This window comes from Sphingomonas sp. NPDC092440, from assembly GCF_044754985.1.
In the GTDB taxonomy this organism is placed as follows: domain Bacteria; phylum Pseudomonadota; class Alphaproteobacteria; order Sphingomonadales; family Sphingomonadaceae; genus Sphingomonas.
This window is the reverse complement of record NZ_JBIVQA010000012.1, coordinates 1,225-19,281: the sequence shown is the minus strand read 5'-3', so window position 1 is coordinate 19,281 and position 18,057 is coordinate 1,225. Positions and strand designations below refer to the sequence as shown.

Below are 18,057 nucleotides of genomic sequence, written 5' to 3'. Positions count from 1 at the left end.
ACGGTGTTCATCAGCTTTTGGCGGAATTTTCGTGAGCCCAGGCGAAGGGTCGCGCTTGATTGCTATCGCGAAAGGAGATGAAACTCTTCCAACAGCTGGGCGATCTCTGTGCCTTCAAGCTTCGTCATCAACAGCTTGCGCAGGAAGGACGGGCCGGGAATGTCGATCCCTTTGCCATCCCTGAGCGGCCCGATTGCGGCCAGAAGCGTGCGGATATCATAGGTTGAGTTGAACACTTCGGGCACGCCGCGTTCGACCTTCATCAGCGTGTAGACGGCCTCCATCGGCGTGCGCACCGAATATTCCGTCGTGAAGATACAATCACGCTGCTTCGACTCGGCAAACTGGCCGACAAAGGCGAAGTTGACCGCGCCCTCGGGCACCACGTCCGGCCGGTCGCCGGCCTGGCGCGGCATGAAGAAGGCGGTGATGTAGGGCATCATCACCGGCACGGTCTTCGCCCCCGTCGCGGCGAGGCCGGGGATGTCCTCGACCGGCACGCCGAGATGATAAAGCCATTCCTGCGTGATCTCCTCGCCCGTACAGTCCTGCATCGGCTTCTTCACATAGTCGCCGGGTCGGTCGACGAACAAGGCATAGAACCAGGCGACGATCTGGTCCTTCGGCTGTTTCCTGAAGTGGGGTTGCCGGCTCACCGTCCAGCTCAGCAGCCAGCTCGAGTCCTTGACCGTGATGATGCCGCCGGTCACCACCGTGCCGCTGAACGGATCGCGCTTGGCAATCTTGCGAATGTACGCCGGAATGCGCGCGTCGAGCGTGGTGATGGTCGCCGACGCCCATTTGGTTTCCGGGATATGGGATCCAAACACGTCGGGACGACCAAAGGCCGGGTCCTTGGCCGCGATCCGGCGCCACAGGTCCCAGGCCGGCGCCGGCCCCTCATTCAGCCTGGCCGGTGTATGATGATCGCCATTGTCGGAATTTTCGGTCAGCGATCCGATAGTGATGAAGACGAGATCATCGGCGCCGAGATCGACGCCGCCTTCGACGCCGTTTTCGATCCAGGCAATCCGGGTCGCCTGCTTGCGGCCGGGCTGGATGTCGAAATCGACGTCGGTGACCTCGACGCCGTAGCGAAATCTCACACCGCGATCCTGCAACCATTTGACCAACGGCAGGACCATCGATTCATATTGGTTGTAGCGGTTGAACTTGAGCGAGGAAAAATCCGCCAGACTGCCGATATGGTGGATGAAGCGATGCAGATAGAGCTTCATCTCGAGCGCGGAATGCCATTCCTCGAAGGCGAACATGGTGCGCCAGTAGAGCCAGAAGTTGCTCCTGAGGAAATCATCGCCGAAGACTTCGTTGATCCGCTTGTTCTCCATCTCCTCCCGCGTCGCGAGGAAGACGGAGATCAGATCTCTTCGCGCGCGATCGCCGAGTGTCAGCAAAGCCTTGTCGGGCACATCCTGGCCCTGGTTCTGCGTGACGCGCTGCAGCGAGAAATTCGGATCGTCCTTGTTGAGCCGGTAGAATTCGTCGAGCACACTCGCATCCTCGATCTCCAGCGACGGGATCGAGCGATAGAGATCCCAGAGGCATTCGAAATGCTCCTCCATCTCGCGCCCTCCGCGGATGACGAACCCCTTTTCGGGGACGTCGAGGCCGTCGAGCGCGCCGCCGGGAATATGCAACTCCTCAAGGATGGTAATATGCTCGCCGGCGACGCCGCCGTCGCGGATCAGGAACGCCGCGCCTGCCAGTCCCGCAAGACCCGAGCCGACGAACCAGGCCGTCTTCCTGTCAGCGCCCTCAGGTTTGCGGGGCCGCACGAAAGCTTCGTAGTTCCCGCTACTATAGTGCATGCTCAACTCCATCCTTGATCCCGACGACAATGGCGGTTCTGCGGTTTCTTGCTGAACAGCAGAAATGCCTGCCCTGCATTCATTCTCGCCGATGTCGCCCGCCGCTCAGTTCGACGACTTCACTGGTGATCTGATCCTGACGCGTGAGGCGCTCCTCGAGGCGCAGGGCCTCGCCCTTGCGATCGATGTGGCTGCGGGCGGTCGCCATGGTGCGCAGCCGTGCCTCATTCTCGGCGACGAACGTCTCGACCGCAGCCGCGCAGATGTGGGCGAAGACATATTCCGCGGTCAGGTCGCCGATAAGGTCCGCCGCGTTGATATTGACGAGCGGCGGCAAATCCGCCGTGGACGCGGGGAAAGTGTCGAGGTCGAGCGGCAGGAGGCTCGCGCGCACGATCGAGACGCCCTTGCCGCTGCTCCAGACCGGATAAGCCATGGTGATGGGCACCGCGCCGACCTCGTCCAGATAGTCGTACAGCGCGTCGATGATGCTTGTCGCGAGTGCGGGCAGCGCATCGGCCTTGCTCGGCATGCTCGCGCTCCATGCGATGCGCAGACCGCGCTCGGCCGCAAGCGTGGCCGTGCGCGCGCCAATCAGAAGAATATGCCTGTCCTGCATGTCGGCCGCGGCGCCGTCGAGCAGCTGCTCCGGAAAGGCCCCGGCAAAGCCTTGCTCCGCACCGAACAGGATAAGGCCGCCTCTCGCACCACCGACCGCCCGCGCCGGAAAACGCGCCAGTGGCTCGTCAAGGCGGCGCGCCTGGCCAATGGCGGTGCGGGCGGTCTCCGCATAGCGTCGCACCGCAGGCAGCAGCGCGCGCGCCTGATGCGCCCGCTGCGCGGCGATGCCCTGCATGGCGTTGACCACCGCACCGAGCTGGCGGACGGTCTCGATCCGCTGGCCGATCTCGGCGAGGCGATCGCTCATGATGCAGAACCGGCCGGCTGGCTTTCGATCAGCGCTTTCACCGTCGTCATCAGAGCGGACCGCTGCGCGGTGTCGATCTGTCCAGTCCGCTCGATCTGCGCGCATAGATCGGGGACGTGATCGTCGATCCAGGCGGGCAGCCGCGTGCGGAGCGACGATATCTCCGAGACCGCCATGCCATCGAGCAACCCTTCGCCGAGCGCCACGACCAGCGCCACCTGGTCGACGACCCGTAGTGGACTCGACAGCGGTTGCACGAGCAAGGCGCGCAAGCGCTTGCCGCGTTCGATCTGGGCGCGGACACGCGGCTCGGGCTGCTCGCCGAAGCGGGTGAACATCTCGAGCTCGAGGAACTGCGCATAGTCGAGGCGCATGGTCCCGCTCGCGTCGCGCAGGACGCGAAGCTGCGTCTTGCCGCCGACCCGGCTCACGCTCGTGCCCACATCGATGGCGGGCTTGTGCCCCTGCGCGAACAGCTTCGCGTCGAGAATAATCTGACCGTCGGTGATCGAGATCAGATTGGTCGGGATATAGGCGCTGACGTTGCCGGCATCGGTCTCCGCGATCGGCAGAGCCGTGAGCGAACCGCCCCCCTTCTCCGTCGAGAGACGCGCCGCACGTTCGAGCAGGCGGGAATGGAGGAAAAAGACGTCGCCGGGATAGGCCTCGCGCCCGGGCGGCTGTCCGGTCAGCAGGGCGATCTCGCGATGGGTCGCGGCATGCTTGGTGAGATCGTCGAGCACCACCACCGCATGGCCGCCACCATCCCGAAAATACTCGGCCATCGTGAAGCCCGCGAACGGCGCGATCCATTGCAGCCCCGGCGCCGCGGCGGGGCTCGCCACGACGAAGATGGTGCGGTCCGGCGCGCCATGCCGCCGCACCTGGTCGACCACGCGCGCGACCGCCGAGCTTTTCTGGCCGATCGCGACATAGACGCAGATCATGTCGCTGGTGCGCTGGTTGATGATCGTGTCGACCGCGAGCGCCGTCTTGCCTGTGGCGCGGTCGCCGAGAATGAGTTCGCGCTGCCCCCGGCCGATGGCGAACATCGCATCGATTGCGAGCGTGCCGGTCTGCACCGGCTGGACGACGAGGTCGCGTTCGATGATCGCCGGCGCCGGCCGTTCGACAGGATCGAAGCGCTTGGCCCGGATCGGCGCGCCCCCATCGAGCGGACGGCCGAGCGGATCCACGACGCGGCCAAGCAATGCCTCGCCAACCGGCACGCGCACCACCTCGCCCGAGCCGGTTACGGTGTCTCCGGCCTCCACCTGGGCGGCATCGTCGAGCAGCACGCAGCCGATCCGGTCCCGGTCGAGCGTGTGGACGAACCCGGTCTGGCCGCGGACAAAATGCAGCAATTCGTCGAGGCGGGCGTCCGGAAGGCCCGAGACCATGGCAACGCCGTCGCCGATCGATTCCACCCGGCCAATTGCATCGACACGCGGCCCGAGATTGGCGCGCGCGATGCAGCTCTGGGCCTGCGTCAGCCAGTCTTCAGGCGATCCGGGCATGATCGTCCTCCTTGAGGCTCTCCACCATGGCGTCGAGATCGGCGCGCCAGCTGTTCCGCACGACGGCGTGCGGCGTGCGAAGCTCCGCGCCGGCGATGAGATCTGGATCGACCGCGAAGATCGGGGTCGCGGTATCCGGCAGGATTTCGCCAAGCGCGCGCGCTACCTGCGTCTGCAGATCGGCCGTCAGCGGCGCGGGCGTCGCGACGGTGACGGGCCCGGCGGCCGCCAGGCTGCGGCGATCCGCCTCGGAAAGGTCCCCGAGCCGCGCCTTGAGCGCGTCGACCATGGCCTGCACCGTCTGCTCGGGCGGGAGACGAGCGAGCAACGTGCCTGCCATCGAGGCGGCGAGGTTCGCTGCCTTTTCCCGCCACTGCGCCGCCACCCGCCCGCGTTCGGCATCGATCGCCGCATGGCCTTGCTCGACGACGGCGTCCGCCTCGAGCCTGGCCTGCGCGAGGAGGCGCTGGCGCTCCGCTTCGGCCTCGGTCCGGATCTCGGCGCGGCGAGCCGCCGCATCCGCGACGAAGCCGTCATTCTGCGTCTTGAGCGCCTGCGCTTCGGCCTGTGCCCGGTCCTTTGCCTCCCGCGCTTCGTCGAGCAGCGCCTGGGCCGATGCCTGGCGGGCAGCGATGGCATCCATCACCGGACGGAACAGGAAGCGTCCGAGCAGCCACACGAGGATGAGGACATTGACCGCCTGCAGCGCGAGCGTCCACCAGTCGATCCGCATGTCAGGCGAACGGGTTGGCGAAGAGCAGCAGCAGCGCGATCACGAGGCAGTAGATCGCCATCGTCTCGATCATCGCGAGGCCCACGAACAGCGTGCGCGAGACGGTGTTGGCGGCTTCGGGCTGGCGCGCGATCGCGTCCATCGCGGCGGCGACGGCCCTGCCCTGCCCGAGCGCCGGGGCGATTGCGCCGATCGAGATCGCGAAAGCGGCGCCGAGGATGCTGGCGAGATGGATCCAGTTCATGCGGGGGACTCCTGTTTGGATGGCGGGCGGGCGCCGTTCTCGCTGATAGCGCTCCCGATAAAGACCATGGCGAGCGCGCCGAAAATGTAGGCCTGGACCGCGCCGGTCAGCATTTCGAGCGCCATGAGCGGGATCGGGACGAGCAGCCCGGCGAGGCTCAGCACGACGCCGATCATGAAGACGCCGCTCATGACGTTGCCGAACAGGCGCACCATCAGCGAGAAGCTGCGGGTGAAGAGCTCGACGATATTGAGCGGGGCGAGCAGGATCGAGGGGCGCGCGAAGGTCGCGAGATAGGCCCTGGGCCCGAGCGCGCGGACGCCGAACCAGAGCGTTGCGCCGAAGACGATCAGCGCAAGCGCCGCGTCGGTTTCGAGGGTCGCGGTCGGCGGCTCGACGCCGGGGATCAGCGACGACCAGTTGGCGACCAGCAGGAACAGGAACAGCGTGCCGATCAGCGGCAGATAACGCCGCGGCTCCGCCTCCATCGTCTCGCGGATCTGGCCGGCGATGGTCTCGACGACCAGCTCGAGCGCCGCTTGGGCTCGGGTTGGGCGGAACGCAAGGCGGCGGGTCAGCAACCAGCTTCCGATTGTAAGGAAGGCCATGATGCCCCAGGTCGTGGCGACCGGCTGGCTGATCGGCACCGGACCGATCGCGAACAGCACATGGCTTTCAAGTGGTGACGCGAATTTCATCGGGCGCCTCCGAGCCGGTGGAGCATGATCTGGCGCCCGCCCATGAAGCCGGTTGTAGCGGCAAGAAGCGCCGGCCACCCTTGCCGGCTGGCGATGACGAGAACCAGAATAGTGACGGCGAGACGCCCGAGCCTGAGCAGGATCGCGCGCGATGCCGGGCCGCCATGGGTGACGAGGTCGGCTTCTCTGGCGATGGCCGCGAAATGGGCGAGGCCGACCGCAAATCCGAGGGCCAGGAACAGGATGGGGGAGAGCTGGCTCATTGCCGGTGCATCCAGCGCCAGCCCGACCAGCAGCCGAGGGCGAGCCCGACGAGCAGGAGCGGCGCGGTCCAGAAGATGCCGCTATCCAGCCGGTGGTCGAGCCAGCGGCCGATCGCGAGACCGACCAGCGCGGGCAGGACGATCTGCCAGCCGAGCACGCCGATCTGGCCGAGATTGCGGGCGACGGAAGGAAGCCGCTGCGCAAGCCGCCGCCGTTCCGCGCGGGTCCGGATGGCTTCGACGATCGGCTGCTCGGGCTTGTCCGCGGTCACAGACCAAGCTCCCGGCCACCACCCTGCAGGGCCTCGACCATATGGCGGATCGCCTGCATCCTGAGCTTCGCCGACGCGGTCCGTTCGGATCGTTCGCCCTCGTCGCGCTCGCGGTAGCGCGCGAGCACGTCATGCTCGAGCGTTCCGAGGTCATCGCCGACATGGCCTTCGCGCGTCGCGACCGCGACCTCCGTGCCGTGGCTCACGGTCAGAATGCCGTTGCGCACCGCGCAATAGCCGGGAGCGCCATCGAGGCCCCGCCAGGAGACGATCGAGACGCCAAGCGCGGTCAGGAAATCGGCGTGGCCCGACAGGATGCCGAAACTGCCGCTGGCATCCTCGGCGCGAACCGACCTGACGTCCGTGTCGACGAGGATCGCGGTCGGATCGGTGATCCGCAGCTTCATGCGCCCTCCCCCACGCGAGAGCGTGCCTCTTCAATATCGCCCACCATGTAGAAGGCGCTCTCGGGCCAGTCGTCGGTCTCGCCGGCCAGGATGGCCGCGACGCCCTGCAGCGTATCGGCCAGCGCCACAGAACGGCCGGCTTGCCCGGTGAAGGCCTGGGTCACCATGAAGGGCTGGGTCAGGAAGCGCTGCAGCCGCCGCGCCCTGCCGACGATCAGCCGATCCTCGCGGCCCAACTCCTCGATACCGAGCAGCGAGATGATGTCCTGAAGCTCGCGATAATGCGCGATCGTCTCCCGGACCTGCTGGGCGAGCGCGTAATGATGATCGCCCACGACCTGCGGATCGAGCAGGATCGACGACGATCCCAGCGGATCGACCGCGGGATAGATGCCTTCGGCCGCCATGGCGCGCGAGAGCAGAATGGAACTGTCGAGATGGGCGGAGATGGCGGTGACCGCAGGGTCGGTGAAATCGTCGGCGGGCACATAGACCGCCTCGATCGCGGTCACCGCCGCCCCATGCACCGAGGCGATGCGCTCCTGCAGCGCGGCCACTTCGCTGGCCAGCGTCGGCTGGTAGCCGACGCGTGAAGGCATGCGTCCGAGCAGGCCGGAGACTTCGCTGCCGGCCTGGACGAAGCGGAACACATTATCCATGAGCAGCAGGACATTGCGCTTCTGCTCGTCGCGGAAATATTCGGCGATGGTGAGCGCGGTCAGCCCTACCCGCCAGCGCGCGCCCGGCGGCTCGTTCATCTGCCCGAAAACGAGCACGGTCTTGTCGATCACGCCCGAGCCGCGCATGTCCGTGAGCAGCTCATGGCCCTCGCGCGATCGCTCGCCGATGCCGGCAAAGACGGAAACACCTTCATAGCGCGCGACCATCGCGTTGATGAGTTCCATCACCAGCACGGTCTTCCCCACCCCCGCGCCCCCGAACATTGCCGCCTTGCCACCCTGGGCGAGCGGCGCGAGCAGATCGATGACCTTGATGCCAGTCTCGAACATCGCCGTCGCCGCGTTCTGGTCTTCGAGCGGCGGGGGGGCGCGGTGAATGGGCCTCAATGGGACATCCGGCCCAAGCGGCGCGCCGCCGTCACCCACCTGCCCGGTCGGCGTAAGGAGCCGCCCCAGAACCTTGTCTCCGACCGGGACCGCGATGGGGGCGCCCAAGGCCATCACGCCGACATTCCGAGCGAGACCGGAGGTCGGCTGAAGCGCGACGGCGCGGACGGTGCGGTCATCGATATGGCTCTGCACTTCCGCGACCAGCGGGCCTGACGACGCATCGACGCGCAGCGCTTCATTGACCGCGGGCAGCGGCCCTTCGTCGAACTCGACGTCGAGGACGGGACCGCGCAGCGCCGCAATCCGGCCGAGCCTGGCTATGGACGGTATCACGCCCATGCCGGTTGCCGGGTCAGACCATAATCATGCCCGACCGTGCCGCGATCATGACGGGACGGGTAGAAGTCGCTGCCCGCGGGCACGACATGGACGACAAGCCAAAAGTGCATTGGCTGAGCGTCGCAGGCAAGCCGCAGATTCGGCATACGTAGAGTTACCGATTCTCTCTGATTCAGCCTCGCCGAATAACGGCGGCGCGACGCGATGGGCCTCAGGCCAGGGCGCTATGCCCGATATGCCAGAGCTCAAACGCGAAGAGAAAGGTTCACCGTTTCATGCCCTATCCCGTTGATCAACTCGCCGCGCTCGCCAAAGCGAATGTCGGCCTGATGCTGAAGCTCGCCGAAGTCGCCCGGAAAGGTGGCGAAGAGTCGCTCGAGGTCGGCAACCGCGCCGCCGGCCGCTTCGCCGAAGAGGCGCGTGCCTCGATTGCGGGCGCGACGGACAAGACGTCGGACGCCGGCGCGGTCAGCCCGGCCGGACCGCGGGCACTGTTCGAGGACATGGCCACGGTCCGCGAGCATATGATTGCCGGCACAAGATCGGCGTTCGAGGAATGGCAGCAGGCCTGGCAGGCCGTCGCGAGCGCTCCGACGGCTCCCGGGGCGCTGGATGCCTTTGCTGCCATTGTCGGACCATGGTTCGGGCAGAAAAGCCCGGGCGACGGCGAGAAGCAGGCCACAAGCGACAAATAGGATAGCCCCCGATCGCGGCGAGCCGCCCTAGCAGAGCAGGTGCTGACCGCCATCGACCGGAATGATCATGCCGGTGATATGGCGGCCGGCATCGCTCACCAGAAAGGCGGCGAGCCCTCCGACATCCTCGATGGTCACGAGCTGGTGCTGCGGGACCGTCGCCGCGGCCCGTTCGAGCAGCTCGTCGAAGCGGTCGATGCCGCTGGCAGCGCGGGTCGCGATCGGGCCTGGCGAGATCGCATGGGCGCGAATGCCCTTGGGGCCAAGCTCAGCCGCGACATAGCGGGTCGCGCTTTCGAGGGCCGCTTTGACCGGCCCCATCAGGTTGTAGTGCTCGACCACCCGCTCCGACCCGTAGAAGGTGACGCACAGCAGGCAGCCGCCATCCGACATCAGCGGCTCGGCGAGACGCGCCATGCGCAGGAAGCTGTGGCACGAGACGTCCATCGCCAGCGCGAAGCCTTCGGCCGAGCTGTCGACGACGCGGCCGTGCAAATCCTCCTTCGGCGCGAAAGCGATCGAGTGAAGCAGGAAATCGAGGCCGCCCCATTCGGACTTCACCCGCTCGAACAGGGCCTCCAGTTCGCCCGGCACCCGGACATCGCACGCGGCGAGCCATTCGACTCCCAGGGTCTCCGCGACGGGCGCCACGAACGGCTCGGCCTTTCCGTTGAGATAGGTCGCCGCCAGTCTCGCGCCACAGTCGTGAAAGGCCTGGGCGCAACCCGCCGCGATGCTATGCGCGTTGGCGATACCGATCACCAGGCCGCGCTTGCCAGTAAGATCGACGAGAGGTTTCATGCTTTCGGCTCCTCACGCAGAAGATCGGCGGTGTGGATAGCGATCATCCTTTCCTCATCGGTCGGGATGACGCGGACGGCGACACGGCTGGACGGCGCGCTGATGACTGCATCTCCTCGGAGGTTCGCGTCCGCGTCGAGGTCCACGCCGAGCCAGCCGAGCCGACCGGCGACGCGGGCGCGAATTTCAGGCGAATTCTCGCCGATCCCGGCAGTGAACACGAATGTGTCGAGACCCCCGAGCGAGGACGCGAGAGCGCCGGCCTGGCGCGCGATCTGCCAGACGAAGAGCTCGATCGCTTCCCCAGCGGCGGGCGTTTCGCTGCCGAGAAGCGCGCGCATGTCGCTGGAGATGCCGGACACGCCCAAAAGGCCGGACTCGCTGTAGAGGAGATGCTCGACTTCGCGCGCCGTCATGCCCTTCTGCTGAAAAAGATAGAGCACCGCGCCCGGGTCGAGCGCGCCGCAGCGCGTGCCCATCACCAGCCCGTCGAGCGCGGTGAACCCCATCGTCGTGTCGATGCTGCGCCCCCCGGCCATCGCGCAAAGGCTGGCCCCGTTGCCGAGATGCGCGGCGATCGTGCGGCCACCGCCTGTATCGGGATCGATCGAACGCAGCTGCCGCGCGATATATTCGTAGGAGATGCCGTGAAAACCGTAGCGCCGCATGCCCTCTTCGCCAAGCGCGCGCGGCAGCGCGAGGCGCGTCGCGATCGGGGGCTGGCCATGATGGAAGCCGGTGTCGAAGCAGGCGACTTGCAGCACAGCGGGGCGCAGCCTGGAGACGGCGCGGACCGCGGCGAGATTATGGGGCTGATGCAATGGCGCCAGTGGGCAAAGCGCCTCGAGCGCGGCGAGGAGTGGCGCGTCGACCCGCGCCGGCGCTGAATAGTCGGTGCCGCCATGAACGATCCGATGGCCGACCGCGATCAGATCGTCGCCGACCGAGGCTTCGATCTCCCGCAGCAAATCCTCGAGCAGCGTCTCGTGCGTGATCGTGCCGTCTTTCGTCCAGCGCCGCTCGGCAAGGACATCCCCCTTCGCATCGCGCGCGATCAGGTGCGGCTCAAGGCCGATATTCTCGATCTTGCCGCTCGCCAGCAAAGAGGGCTCATCAGTGCCCGGCTCGGCGTAGAGCGCGAACTTAAGGCTCGACGAACCGGCGTTGAGGCACAGGATTTCAGCCATCGCGGCGCTGTCCCGCAACGCCGGGAGCCGCCTTGGTCGCAGCCCGCGCCAGCAGCACCGCGAGCGCGCAGGAGGCGAGGCGCGTGCGCACGCTGTCTGCCCGGCTGGTGAGGATGATCGGAACGCGCGCGCCGAGCACCACGCCTGCGGCATCGGCGCCGCCCAGGAAGGTCAGCTGCTTTGCGAGCATGTTGCCGGCCTCCAGATCGGGCACCAGCAGGATGTCCGCCTGGCCGGCGACCGGCGAGACGATACTTTTCTCGCGCACGGCCGCCTCGCTGATCGCATTATCGAGGGCGAGCGGGCCATCGAGCAGCGCGCCTTCGATCTGGCCCCGGTCCGCCATCTTGCAGAGCGCCGCGGCATCCAATGTGGTGCGCATTTTCGGATTGACCGTTTCGACGGCGGCGAGGATCGCGACCCTGGGCTGTTCGATCCTGATCACATGGGCAAGGTCGATCGCGTTGCGCGCGATGTCGGCCTTATCCTCAAGCGTCGGCTCGATGTTGATCGCGGCGTCGGTGATGATGAGCGGGCGCGGATAGCCGGGCACGTCCATCACATAGGCGTGGCTGATCCTGCGTTCGGTCCGAAGGCCCGTGTCGGACGATACGACCGCGCCCATGAGCTCGTCAGTATGAAGCGAGCCCTTCATCAGCAGCGCGGCTTCGCCGGCCCGCACGCGCGCGACGGCTTCGGCGGCGGCGGCGTGGCTGTGCGGGACGTCGATCACCCGGAAGGCCGCAATATCGACACCGGCGTCCTTCGCCGCATTCGTCATACGCGCCGCAGGGCCGATGAGAATCGGAACGACGATGCCGGCGTCGGCGGCCTCAGCCACTGCGCGCATGGCGTCGGCGCTGCACGGATGGACCACGGCCGTGACGCACGCAGATCCGTCCTTGGCGCGCGCCATCAACTGGCGGAAGCGGTCGTGGCTGGCGATCCGCACGTCGGGAAGCGGCATGCGGGGCCGGCTGACTTTCTCGGTGGGCGCCTTGACCTCGGCCTGGCCGCTGATGACGGTCTCGCCCTTCTGGTTCACGCAGGTGCAGTCGAGAACGATGACATGATGCTCGGCGCGCTTCTGCGCGACGGTGACGCAGGCCGTGATGGTGTCGCCGACGCCCACCGGGCGGGTGAAGCGAAGCGATTGGCCGAGATAGATCGCACCGGGCCCTGGCAGCTCGGTTCCCAGGATCGCCGAGATGAGCCCCGCGCCCCACATGCCATGAGCGATGACCCTGTGGAACATGTCCGTTTCGGCATAGACAGGGTCGAGATGCGCCGGATTCACGTCGCCTGACACCGCCGCGAAGAGCTGGATGTCGTCGGCGGTCAGCGTGCGGGTGAGGCTGGCCGTGTCGCCGACGGCGATCTCGTCGAACGTGCGGTTCTCGATGAGGTTGGCGGCGGCCATGGCTCAGCGCTCCAGCACGTAGCGCCCGGGGGCATCACCGAGCGGCGGATAGTTCCGTTCGGGCGCGCCCATCGCCGGTGGGGCCGCCGCCTCGCCCGAGTGCGATCCAAGCCATGAACTCCATTCCGGCCACCACGACCCTTCGCGCAGCTCGGCCCGCTCCAGCCAGGCATCGGGACCTGGCGCCGGGCCATCCTGCATCCGTGTCGCGATGCGATAATGGCGATGAGGATGCCCGGGCTCGGAGACGATCCCGGCATTGTGGCCACCGCTCGTCAGCACGAAGCGGATCTCCGCGCCCGTCAGCATGTGGAGCTTGTGGGTCGAGCGCCACGGCGCGACATGGTCGGTTTCCGTGCCCACCATGAAGATCGGCATGCGCAGCCCCGAGAGCGAGACCGGGTGGCCGCCGGCCTCGTAGCGCCCTTCGGACAGGTCATTGTCGAGGAACAGGCGCCGAAGATATTGCGCGTGCATGGCATAGGGCATGCGGGTGCCGTCGGCGTTCCATGCCATGAGGTCGGTCATCGGCTCGCGCTCGCCCATGAGATAGGTCGAGAGGATGCGCGACCAGAGCAGATCGTTGGACCGCAGCATCTGGAAGGCGCCGCCCATCTGGCTGCTGTCGAGAAAGCCGCGCGCCCACATCATCGCATCGATCAGGTTGATCTCCGCCTCGTCGATGAACAGACCAAGTTCGCCCGGCTCGCTGAACTCGGTCTGGGCGGCGAACAGCGTCACGCTCGCCAGACGCTCATCTTCATCGCGCGCCATCGCGGCCGCGGTGATGGCGAGCAGCGTGCCGCCGATACAATAGCCGGCCGCGTGGATCTTCTCGGTGCCGGTAATCACCTGGATGACATCCACGGCGGCCATCGGCCCAAGCAGGCGATAATCCTCCATGTCGAGATCGCGGTCGGCGCTGTCGGGATTGTGCCAGGAGATGCAGAACACGGTGTAGCCCTGCCCGACCAGCCAGCGGATGAGCGAATTTTCCGGCGACAGGTCGAGGATGTAATATTTCATGATCCATGCCGGCACGATCAGTATCGGCTCCGGACGCACCGTCTCGGTTGCGGGCGCATATTGGATCAGTTCCATGACCCTGTTGCGAAACACGACCTTGCCAGCCGTGGCTGCGACCTTCTCGCCGACCCGATAGGCCTCCGTGCCCGCTGCGGGCTCCCCGCGTACCAGGCGTTCCAGGTCGTCGCAAAAAAATCGCGCACCCTCGACAAGGCATTGTCCTCCGGTTTCGAGGATGCGCTGCTGGAGCACGGGGTTGGTCGGGATGAAATTGGTCGGTGAGACCATGTCGAGCATCTGGCGGGTCGCGAACTCGACGATCGCCTCGTGGTGGCTCGTCACGCCGCTCACGCCGGTGGTGGCGGCATGCCACCATTGCTGCTGGAGCAGGAAGGCTTGTTCGATCAGGTCGAACGGGTGGCGCTTCCAGGCGGCGTCGGCGAAGCGCCGATCCTGGGGCAGCGGATCGATCGCGGGCTCCGGATCGCTCCCGGATGCGCTGCGCATGGCATAGTCGGCAAGCCGCATCAGCTTGCGCCCGCTCTTGGCGGCAAGCTGGAGCTGCTTGCCCGGCGAGCAGAGCATATGTGCCCACCAGTCGGAATAGGATTGTGCCAGCGTGGCGGGCGACTGGCCGGACGTCAGCTGCGCGATGGCGGCGAAGCTCGATCGATCCAGCGTCGTGGCCAGACCGTCCAACGGGTCAGGGATATTGCTTCGACTCTGCACACTCTCGCTCCTGCTGCGGGGCAACAAGCCCTGAAGCGCGGGAAGCCTCTGCGCACTCCGTAGTCCTACGGAGGGATTGCCTCCCATATGCCAGCCCAAGAAGGCAGAGGGCAGTGAGTGCCAGCGCGAAGAAGCCGACGACAGCCCACAAGAAGTCGGAACTCAGCACGACATTGCTGTATAGAAAGCGGCCAAATACGACCAGGAGGCTCAGTGCGATCGCCCTGGCGGGCGGACTGCGAGGAAATATGTCGCGAGCCCCATCGTGAGAATGCCGAGTGCGACCAACACCGCGGCCGCCAGAACGGGTCTGGCCGGAGAGGCGGCCGGCCTTAACATTTTCTGTCGAGACTCAACTCAGTGATGATGGGACAATCCGGTCGTTCGTCGCCATGACAGCGCTCGGCGAGATCGACCAGGGTCTCGCGCAGGGTCGTCAGGGCCTCCGCCTTGCGCTGCAATTCCTCCGCCCGCGCCAACGCGACCCGCTTTACATCCGCGCTGCTGCGGCCCGTGTCGGCCCACAGGCCGAGCAGGGTCCGGATCTCCTCGATCGGGAAACCCAGATCTCGCGCATTGGCGATGAACCGAAGGCGATGGAGGTCACTCTCGCCATAGTCGCGATAGCCTGCACCCCGGCGCGGCGGCGCCGGGATGAGGCCAATCTTCTCATAATGGCGGATCATCCGCTCCGAGACCCCGCTTTGCTTCGACGCCTCCCCGATGTTCACAGCGCTTTCCGGTTGAGGCGCAGCGCGTTGGTGACCACGCTGACCGAGGAGAGCGCCATGGCGGCGGCCGCGATGATCGGCGAGAGGAGGATGCCGAACAGCGGATAGAGTGCGCCCGCCGCGACCGGCACGCCCGCGACATTGTAGATGAAAGCGAAGACGAGGTTCTGGCGGATGTTCGACATGGTCGCCTGGCTGAGCCGTCGCGCCCGGACGATGCCGGTAAGGTCGCCCTTGAGCAGGGTGACGCCTGCGCTCTCGATCGCGACGTCGGTGCCCGAGCCCATGGCGATGCCGACATCGGCGGCGGCTAGCGCGGGGGCGTCGTTGACACCATCGCCGGCCATGGCGACCACCCGTCCCTCGCGCTTGAACTTCGCGACCACGGCGCTCTTCTGATCGGGCAGCACCTCGGCCTCGACCTCGTCGATGCCCAGGCGCCGGGCGACCGCTTCCGCCGTGGTGCGGTTGTCGCCGGTCAGCATGACCACGCGAATGCCCTCCGCCTTGAGCGCGGCGAGCGCTTCGGGCGTCGTGGCCTTCACCGGATCGGCGATCGCGAAGGCGCCGCCGACCGTGCCGTCGACGCCGATGAAGATCGCGGTGGCGCCATCCCGGCGCAGTGCGTCGGCCTGGCTGGCGAGCGCCTCAGTCGCAACCCCTTCGTCGGCAAGGAACCGCGCATTGCCGAGGACGATGCGCCGCCCTTCGACCGTGCCGAGCGCGCCGCGCCCAGTCGGCGAGTCGAAGTCGATGACGTCGCTCGTGGCGATGCCGCGATCCTTCGCGGCCTCGACGATTGCCAACGCGAGCGGATGCTCGGAGGCCCGCTCGACCGAGGCGGCAAGCCGCAGCAGTTCGGCTTCGTCGAAGCCGGGCGCCGGCACGATCTGGGTGACGGCAGGCCGGCCTTCGGTGAGCGTGCCTGTCTTGTCGACGACGAGCGTGTCGACCTTTTCCATATGCTCGAGCGCTTCGGCGTTCTTGATAAGGACGCCGAGCCCGGCGCCGCGGCCGACGCCGACCATGATCGACATCGGCGTTGCGAGACCCAACGCGCAAGGACAAGCGATGATCAGCACGGCGACCGCCGCCACCAGCCCGTAGGCGAAGCGCGGCTCTGGGCCCCAGATACCCCAGGCGATGAACGCGACCACCGCGACCGCGATGACCACCGGCACGAACCAGCCCGACACCTGATCGGCCATGCGCTGGATCGGCGCGCGCGAGCGCTGCGCCTCGGCGACCATCTGGACGATCCGCGCGAGCATGGTGTCGCGTCCGACCTTGTCGGCGACGATCACCAGCGCTCCGGTCTGGTTGAGCGTGCCGCCGATCACCGTGTCGGCCTTGGCCTTGGTGACGGGCATGGACTCACCGGTGACCATCGACTCGTCGAGCGAGGAGCGGCCGTCCTCGACCACGCCGTCGACCGGCACCTTCTCGCCGGGCCGCACGCGCAGGCGGTCGCCGACCGCGACCAGATCGAGGCTGATTTCCTCTTCGTTGCCATCGGAACCGATGCGGCGCGCGGTCTTGGGCGCGAGATTGAGCAGCGCCTTGATCGCGCCCGAGGTTCGCTCACGCGCGCGCAGTTCGAGCACCTGGCCGAGCAGCACGAGGACAGTGATCACCGCCGCCGCCTCGAAATAGACCGCGACCATGCCGTCTTCACCGCGGAAGGCCGGCGGGAACACCTGAGGCGCGAGCGTCGCGACGACGCTGTAGATCCACGCGACTCCGGTGCCCATCGCGATCAGGGTGAACATGTTGAGGTTGCGGGTCTTGAGCGAGGCCCAGCCACGCTCGAAGAAGGGCCAGCCCGCCCAGAGCACGACGGGTGTCGCCAACACGAACTGGATCCATACCGAGATCGACATCGGTACGAGGCGATGGATCACGGGAAAGAGATGCGCGCCCATCTCGAGGATCAGCACCGGCAGGGCCAGCACCAGGCCGACCCAGAAGCGGCGCGTGAAATCGACCAGTTCGTGGCTGGGGCCGCTGTCGGCGGTTACTGTCGCGGGCTCGAGCGCCATGCCGCAGATCGGACAGGACCCGGGATGGTCCTGCCGGATCTCGGGATGCATAGGGCAGGTCCAGATCGTGCCTTCTGGCACCGCGACCGGCGGTGCCGGCGGGCCGAGATAGCGCTCGGGATCGGCGATGAATTTTGCCCGGCAGCCCGCGCTGCAGAAATGATAGCGTTCACCGCCATGCTCGGCTTGCTGCGCCGTGGTCGCCGGGTCGACGGTCATGCCGCAGACCGGGTCCTTGACGCCGGTCGCCGCTTTCGCGGCGCTGTGGCCGCCGCAGCAACCGCCGCCATGCGCCGCTCCATGTGTCTCGTTCATCGCCTTGCTCCTTTCGACGCCTGACGATCTAGGGTCTGACACCGTGTCAGGGTCAATACGTAATCGCCTAAGCGGACAAATCGGCGGGCCCGTTCGCCTGGCCGCCATCAGCCAAGGTCATTGGCAACCGTAAGGCCGTGGTCCTGCGCCGGTCGATGCGCCGTAAACAAGTCGATCGCGCCGGTGATGGTCAAAAGCCGAAACGTCTCGGCCACATGCCTGAAGCCGGCCGCCGCGATCAGGCCGGGGAGCACGCCGTCGGCATTGGGCCGGGTATCATCGATGCCATCGAGCCGCTGCACGGTCAGGCGGAAGGCAAGCCGCATGAAACCCTGCTGGCGGCCATAATCGGCGATCACCAGGCGCCCACCCGGGCGCAGCATGGCGAACATGGCGCGCAGGGTTGCCGCCTTCTCCCTGACCGGCATCTGATGCAGCACGAGACTCGACACGACAGCGTCGGCGGCACCCGGCGCCACGTCCCTGGCAAATCCCTGACGCCAGTCGATATCGGCCCGCCGCACAGCGGCCTTGTGCCGCGCGATGTCGAGCGCCTCGGCATCGGGATCGAGACCGATCACCTGCGTCCTGGGCTCGGCTTGCTTGAGCATCAGCGCGAAGCTGCCGGTGCCACAGCCGACGTCGACGACCGTCTCACCGGCTTTGGGCGCCAGGGCGGCAAGCATGGCGGCACGCCACCGCTTCTCCCGCGCCCACAGGCGGATCGCGCGATCATAGTCTTTCGTCGATCCAGTCCCGCGCGGCGGGGTGTACGATTGCATTGGCTTCTCCCAACGCGAGGCGTTCGAAACGA

Annotated in this window: 18 protein-coding genes; 1 reads left to right on the top strand and 17 read right to left on the bottom strand. The window is 66.8% G+C overall.

Annotated features, from left to right (window positions below; translation table 11 throughout):
• Nucleotides 1-62: 62 nt before the first annotated feature.
• The 10 genes from ACIQCS_RS18250 to atpD form a co-directional block, all read right to left on the bottom strand.
• Nucleotides 63-1,829 carry an oleate hydratase gene (locus tag ACIQCS_RS18250; RefSeq protein WP_021245234.1) on the bottom strand — a complete coding sequence of 589 codons (1,767 nt, stop codon included), beginning with the start codon at nucleotides 1,827-1,829 and terminating at the stop codon, nucleotides 63-65.
• 79 nt (nucleotides 1,830-1,908) lie between these two features.
• The gene (locus ACIQCS_RS18245; RefSeq protein ID WP_021245233.1) at nucleotides 1,909-2,757 is read right to left on the bottom strand and encodes a F0F1 ATP synthase subunit gamma; all 849 of its coding nucleotides are present in this window, start codon (nucleotides 2,755-2,757) and stop codon (nucleotides 1,909-1,911) included.
• Nucleotides 2,754-4,274 (bottom strand): F0F1 ATP synthase subunit alpha, encoded by a 1,521-nt coding sequence (locus ACIQCS_RS18240; RefSeq protein ID WP_047169222.1) that lies wholly within the window; start codon nucleotides 4,272-4,274, stop codon nucleotides 2,754-2,756. Before ACIQCS_RS18240 ends, ACIQCS_RS18245 begins: the two co-directional genes overlap by 4 nt.
• Complete coding sequence (locus ACIQCS_RS18235; protein WP_047169223.1) at nucleotides 4,258-5,007, bottom strand: hypothetical protein; 750 nt, start codon at nucleotides 5,005-5,007, stop codon at nucleotides 4,258-4,260. The genes ACIQCS_RS18240 and ACIQCS_RS18235 overlap by 17 nt, the downstream gene beginning before the upstream one ends.
• A 1-nt stretch (nucleotide 5,008) precedes the next feature.
• Nucleotides 5,009-5,251, bottom strand: coding sequence for a F0F1 ATP synthase subunit C (locus tag ACIQCS_RS18230; RefSeq protein WP_017501321.1), 243 nt, complete (start codon nucleotides 5,249-5,251; stop codon nucleotides 5,009-5,011).
• Complete coding sequence (locus tag ACIQCS_RS18225) at nucleotides 5,248-5,949, bottom strand: F0F1 ATP synthase subunit A (RefSeq protein ID WP_047169224.1); 702 nt, start codon at nucleotides 5,947-5,949, stop codon at nucleotides 5,248-5,250. The genes ACIQCS_RS18230 and ACIQCS_RS18225 overlap by 4 nt, the downstream gene beginning before the upstream one ends.
• Complete coding sequence (locus ACIQCS_RS18220) at nucleotides 5,946-6,212, bottom strand: ATP synthase subunit I (protein ID WP_017501319.1); 267 nt, start codon at nucleotides 6,210-6,212, stop codon at nucleotides 5,946-5,948. The genes ACIQCS_RS18225 and ACIQCS_RS18220 overlap by 4 nt, the downstream gene beginning before the upstream one ends.
• Nucleotides 6,209-6,484 (bottom strand): AtpZ/AtpI family protein, encoded by a 276-nt coding sequence (locus tag ACIQCS_RS18215; RefSeq protein ID WP_021245229.1) that lies wholly within the window; start codon nucleotides 6,482-6,484, stop codon nucleotides 6,209-6,211. Before ACIQCS_RS18215 ends, ACIQCS_RS18220 begins: the two co-directional genes overlap by 4 nt.
• The gene (locus tag ACIQCS_RS18210) at nucleotides 6,481-6,891 is read right to left on the bottom strand and encodes a F0F1 ATP synthase subunit epsilon (RefSeq protein WP_017501317.1); all 411 of its coding nucleotides are present in this window, start codon (nucleotides 6,889-6,891) and stop codon (nucleotides 6,481-6,483) included. Before ACIQCS_RS18210 ends, ACIQCS_RS18215 begins: the two co-directional genes overlap by 4 nt.
• Nucleotides 6,888-8,300, bottom strand: a complete 1,413-nt coding sequence (gene atpD, locus ACIQCS_RS18205) for a F0F1 ATP synthase subunit beta (protein WP_185706815.1) — start codon at nucleotides 8,298-8,300, stop codon at nucleotides 6,888-6,890. Before atpD ends, ACIQCS_RS18210 begins: the two co-directional genes overlap by 4 nt.
• A gap of 329 nt (nucleotides 8,301-8,629) precedes the next feature.
• Here atpD and ACIQCS_RS18200 point away from each other — a divergent pair, with 329 nt between their 5' ends.
• Nucleotides 8,630-8,995, top strand: a complete 366-nt coding sequence (locus ACIQCS_RS18200; protein WP_125964309.1) for a hypothetical protein — start codon at nucleotides 8,630-8,632, stop codon at nucleotides 8,993-8,995.
• A 27-nt stretch (nucleotides 8,996-9,022) separates the two neighbouring features.
• Here the strand turns inward: ACIQCS_RS18200 and fabI are convergent, their stop codons facing one another.
• The 7 genes from fabI to ACIQCS_RS18165 form a co-directional block, all read right to left on the bottom strand.
• Nucleotides 9,023-9,796, bottom strand: coding sequence for an enoyl-ACP reductase FabI (gene fabI, locus ACIQCS_RS18195; RefSeq protein WP_280280039.1), 774 nt, complete (start codon nucleotides 9,794-9,796; stop codon nucleotides 9,023-9,025).
• Nucleotides 9,793-10,983: an acetate/propionate family kinase gene (locus ACIQCS_RS18190; protein WP_125964307.1), complete on the bottom strand. Its 1,191-nt coding sequence runs from the start codon at nucleotides 10,981-10,983 to the stop codon at nucleotides 9,793-9,795. Before ACIQCS_RS18190 ends, fabI begins: the two co-directional genes overlap by 4 nt.
• On the bottom strand, nucleotides 10,976-12,403 hold the full coding sequence (locus ACIQCS_RS18185) for a bifunctional enoyl-CoA hydratase/phosphate acetyltransferase (RefSeq protein ID WP_125964306.1): 1,428 nt from the start codon (nucleotides 12,401-12,403) through the stop codon (nucleotides 10,976-10,978). The genes ACIQCS_RS18190 and ACIQCS_RS18185 overlap by 8 nt, the downstream gene beginning before the upstream one ends.
• 3 nt (nucleotides 12,404-12,406) lie before the next feature.
• Nucleotides 12,407-14,128, bottom strand: coding sequence for an alpha/beta hydrolase (locus tag ACIQCS_RS18180; protein ID WP_047169229.1), 1,722 nt, complete (start codon nucleotides 14,126-14,128; stop codon nucleotides 12,407-12,409).
• Between the two features lie 362 nt (nucleotides 14,129-14,490).
• Nucleotides 14,491-14,889, bottom strand: coding sequence for a Cu(I)-responsive transcriptional regulator (gene cueR / locus ACIQCS_RS18175; protein ID WP_047169230.1), 399 nt, complete (start codon nucleotides 14,887-14,889; stop codon nucleotides 14,491-14,493).
• Nucleotides 14,886-17,243: a heavy metal translocating P-type ATPase gene (locus tag ACIQCS_RS18170; protein ID WP_047169231.1), complete on the bottom strand. Its 2,358-nt coding sequence runs from the start codon at nucleotides 17,241-17,243 to the stop codon at nucleotides 14,886-14,888. Before ACIQCS_RS18170 ends, cueR begins: the two co-directional genes overlap by 4 nt.
• A gap of 107 nt (nucleotides 17,244-17,350) precedes the next feature.
• A partial coding sequence (locus ACIQCS_RS18165) for a class I SAM-dependent methyltransferase (protein ID WP_401531448.1) occupies nucleotides 17,351-18,057 on the bottom strand: 707 nt, incomplete at its 5' end.

What these genes read in the sequence shown, in the direction of transcription:
- ACIQCS_RS18250 (WP_021245234.1), bottom strand. Translation starts at nt 1,829, where the DNA reads ATGCACTATAGTAGCGGGAACTACGAAGCTTTCGTGCGGCCCCGCAAA.
- ACIQCS_RS18245 (WP_021245233.1), bottom strand. Translation starts at nt 2,757, where the DNA reads ATGAGCGATCGCCTCGCCGAGATCGGCCAGCGGATCGAGACCGTCCGC.
- ACIQCS_RS18240 (WP_047169222.1), bottom strand. Translation starts at nt 4,274, where the DNA reads ATGCCCGGATCGCCTGAAGACTGGCTGACGCAGGCCCAGAGCTGCATC.
- ACIQCS_RS18235 (WP_047169223.1), bottom strand. Translation starts at nt 5,007, where the DNA reads ATGCGGATCGACTGGTGGACGCTCGCGCTGCAGGCGGTCAATGTCCTC.
- ACIQCS_RS18230 (WP_017501321.1), bottom strand. Translation starts at nt 5,251, where the DNA reads ATGAACTGGATCCATCTCGCCAGCATCCTCGGCGCCGCTTTCGCGATC.
- ACIQCS_RS18225 (WP_047169224.1), bottom strand. Translation starts at nt 5,949, where the DNA reads ATGAAATTCGCGTCACCACTTGAAAGCCATGTGCTGTTCGCGATCGGT.
- ACIQCS_RS18220 (WP_017501319.1), bottom strand. Translation starts at nt 6,212, where the DNA reads ATGAGCCAGCTCTCCCCCATCCTGTTCCTGGCCCTCGGATTTGCGGTC.
- ACIQCS_RS18210 (WP_017501317.1), bottom strand. Translation starts at nt 6,891, where the DNA reads ATGAAGCTGCGGATCACCGATCCGACCGCGATCCTCGTCGACACGGAC.
- atpD (WP_185706815.1), bottom strand. Translation starts at nt 8,300, where the DNA reads ATGGGCGTGATACCGTCCATAGCCAGGCTCGGCCGGATTGCGGCGCTG.
- ACIQCS_RS18200 (WP_125964309.1), top strand. Translation starts at nt 8,630, where the DNA reads ATGCTGAAGCTCGCCGAAGTCGCCCGGAAAGGTGGCGAAGAGTCGCTC.
- fabI (WP_280280039.1), bottom strand. Translation starts at nt 9,796, where the DNA reads ATGAAACCTCTCGTCGATCTTACTGGCAAGCGCGGCCTGGTGATCGGT.
- ACIQCS_RS18190 (WP_125964307.1), bottom strand. Translation starts at nt 10,983, where the DNA reads ATGGCTGAAATCCTGTGCCTCAACGCCGGTTCGTCGAGCCTTAAGTTC.
- ACIQCS_RS18185 (WP_125964306.1), bottom strand. Translation starts at nt 12,403, where the DNA reads ATGGCCGCCGCCAACCTCATCGAGAACCGCACGTTCGACGAGATCGCC.
- ACIQCS_RS18170 (WP_047169231.1), bottom strand. Translation starts at nt 17,243, where the DNA reads ATGAACGAGACACATGGAGCGGCGCATGGCGGCGGTTGCTGCGGCGGC.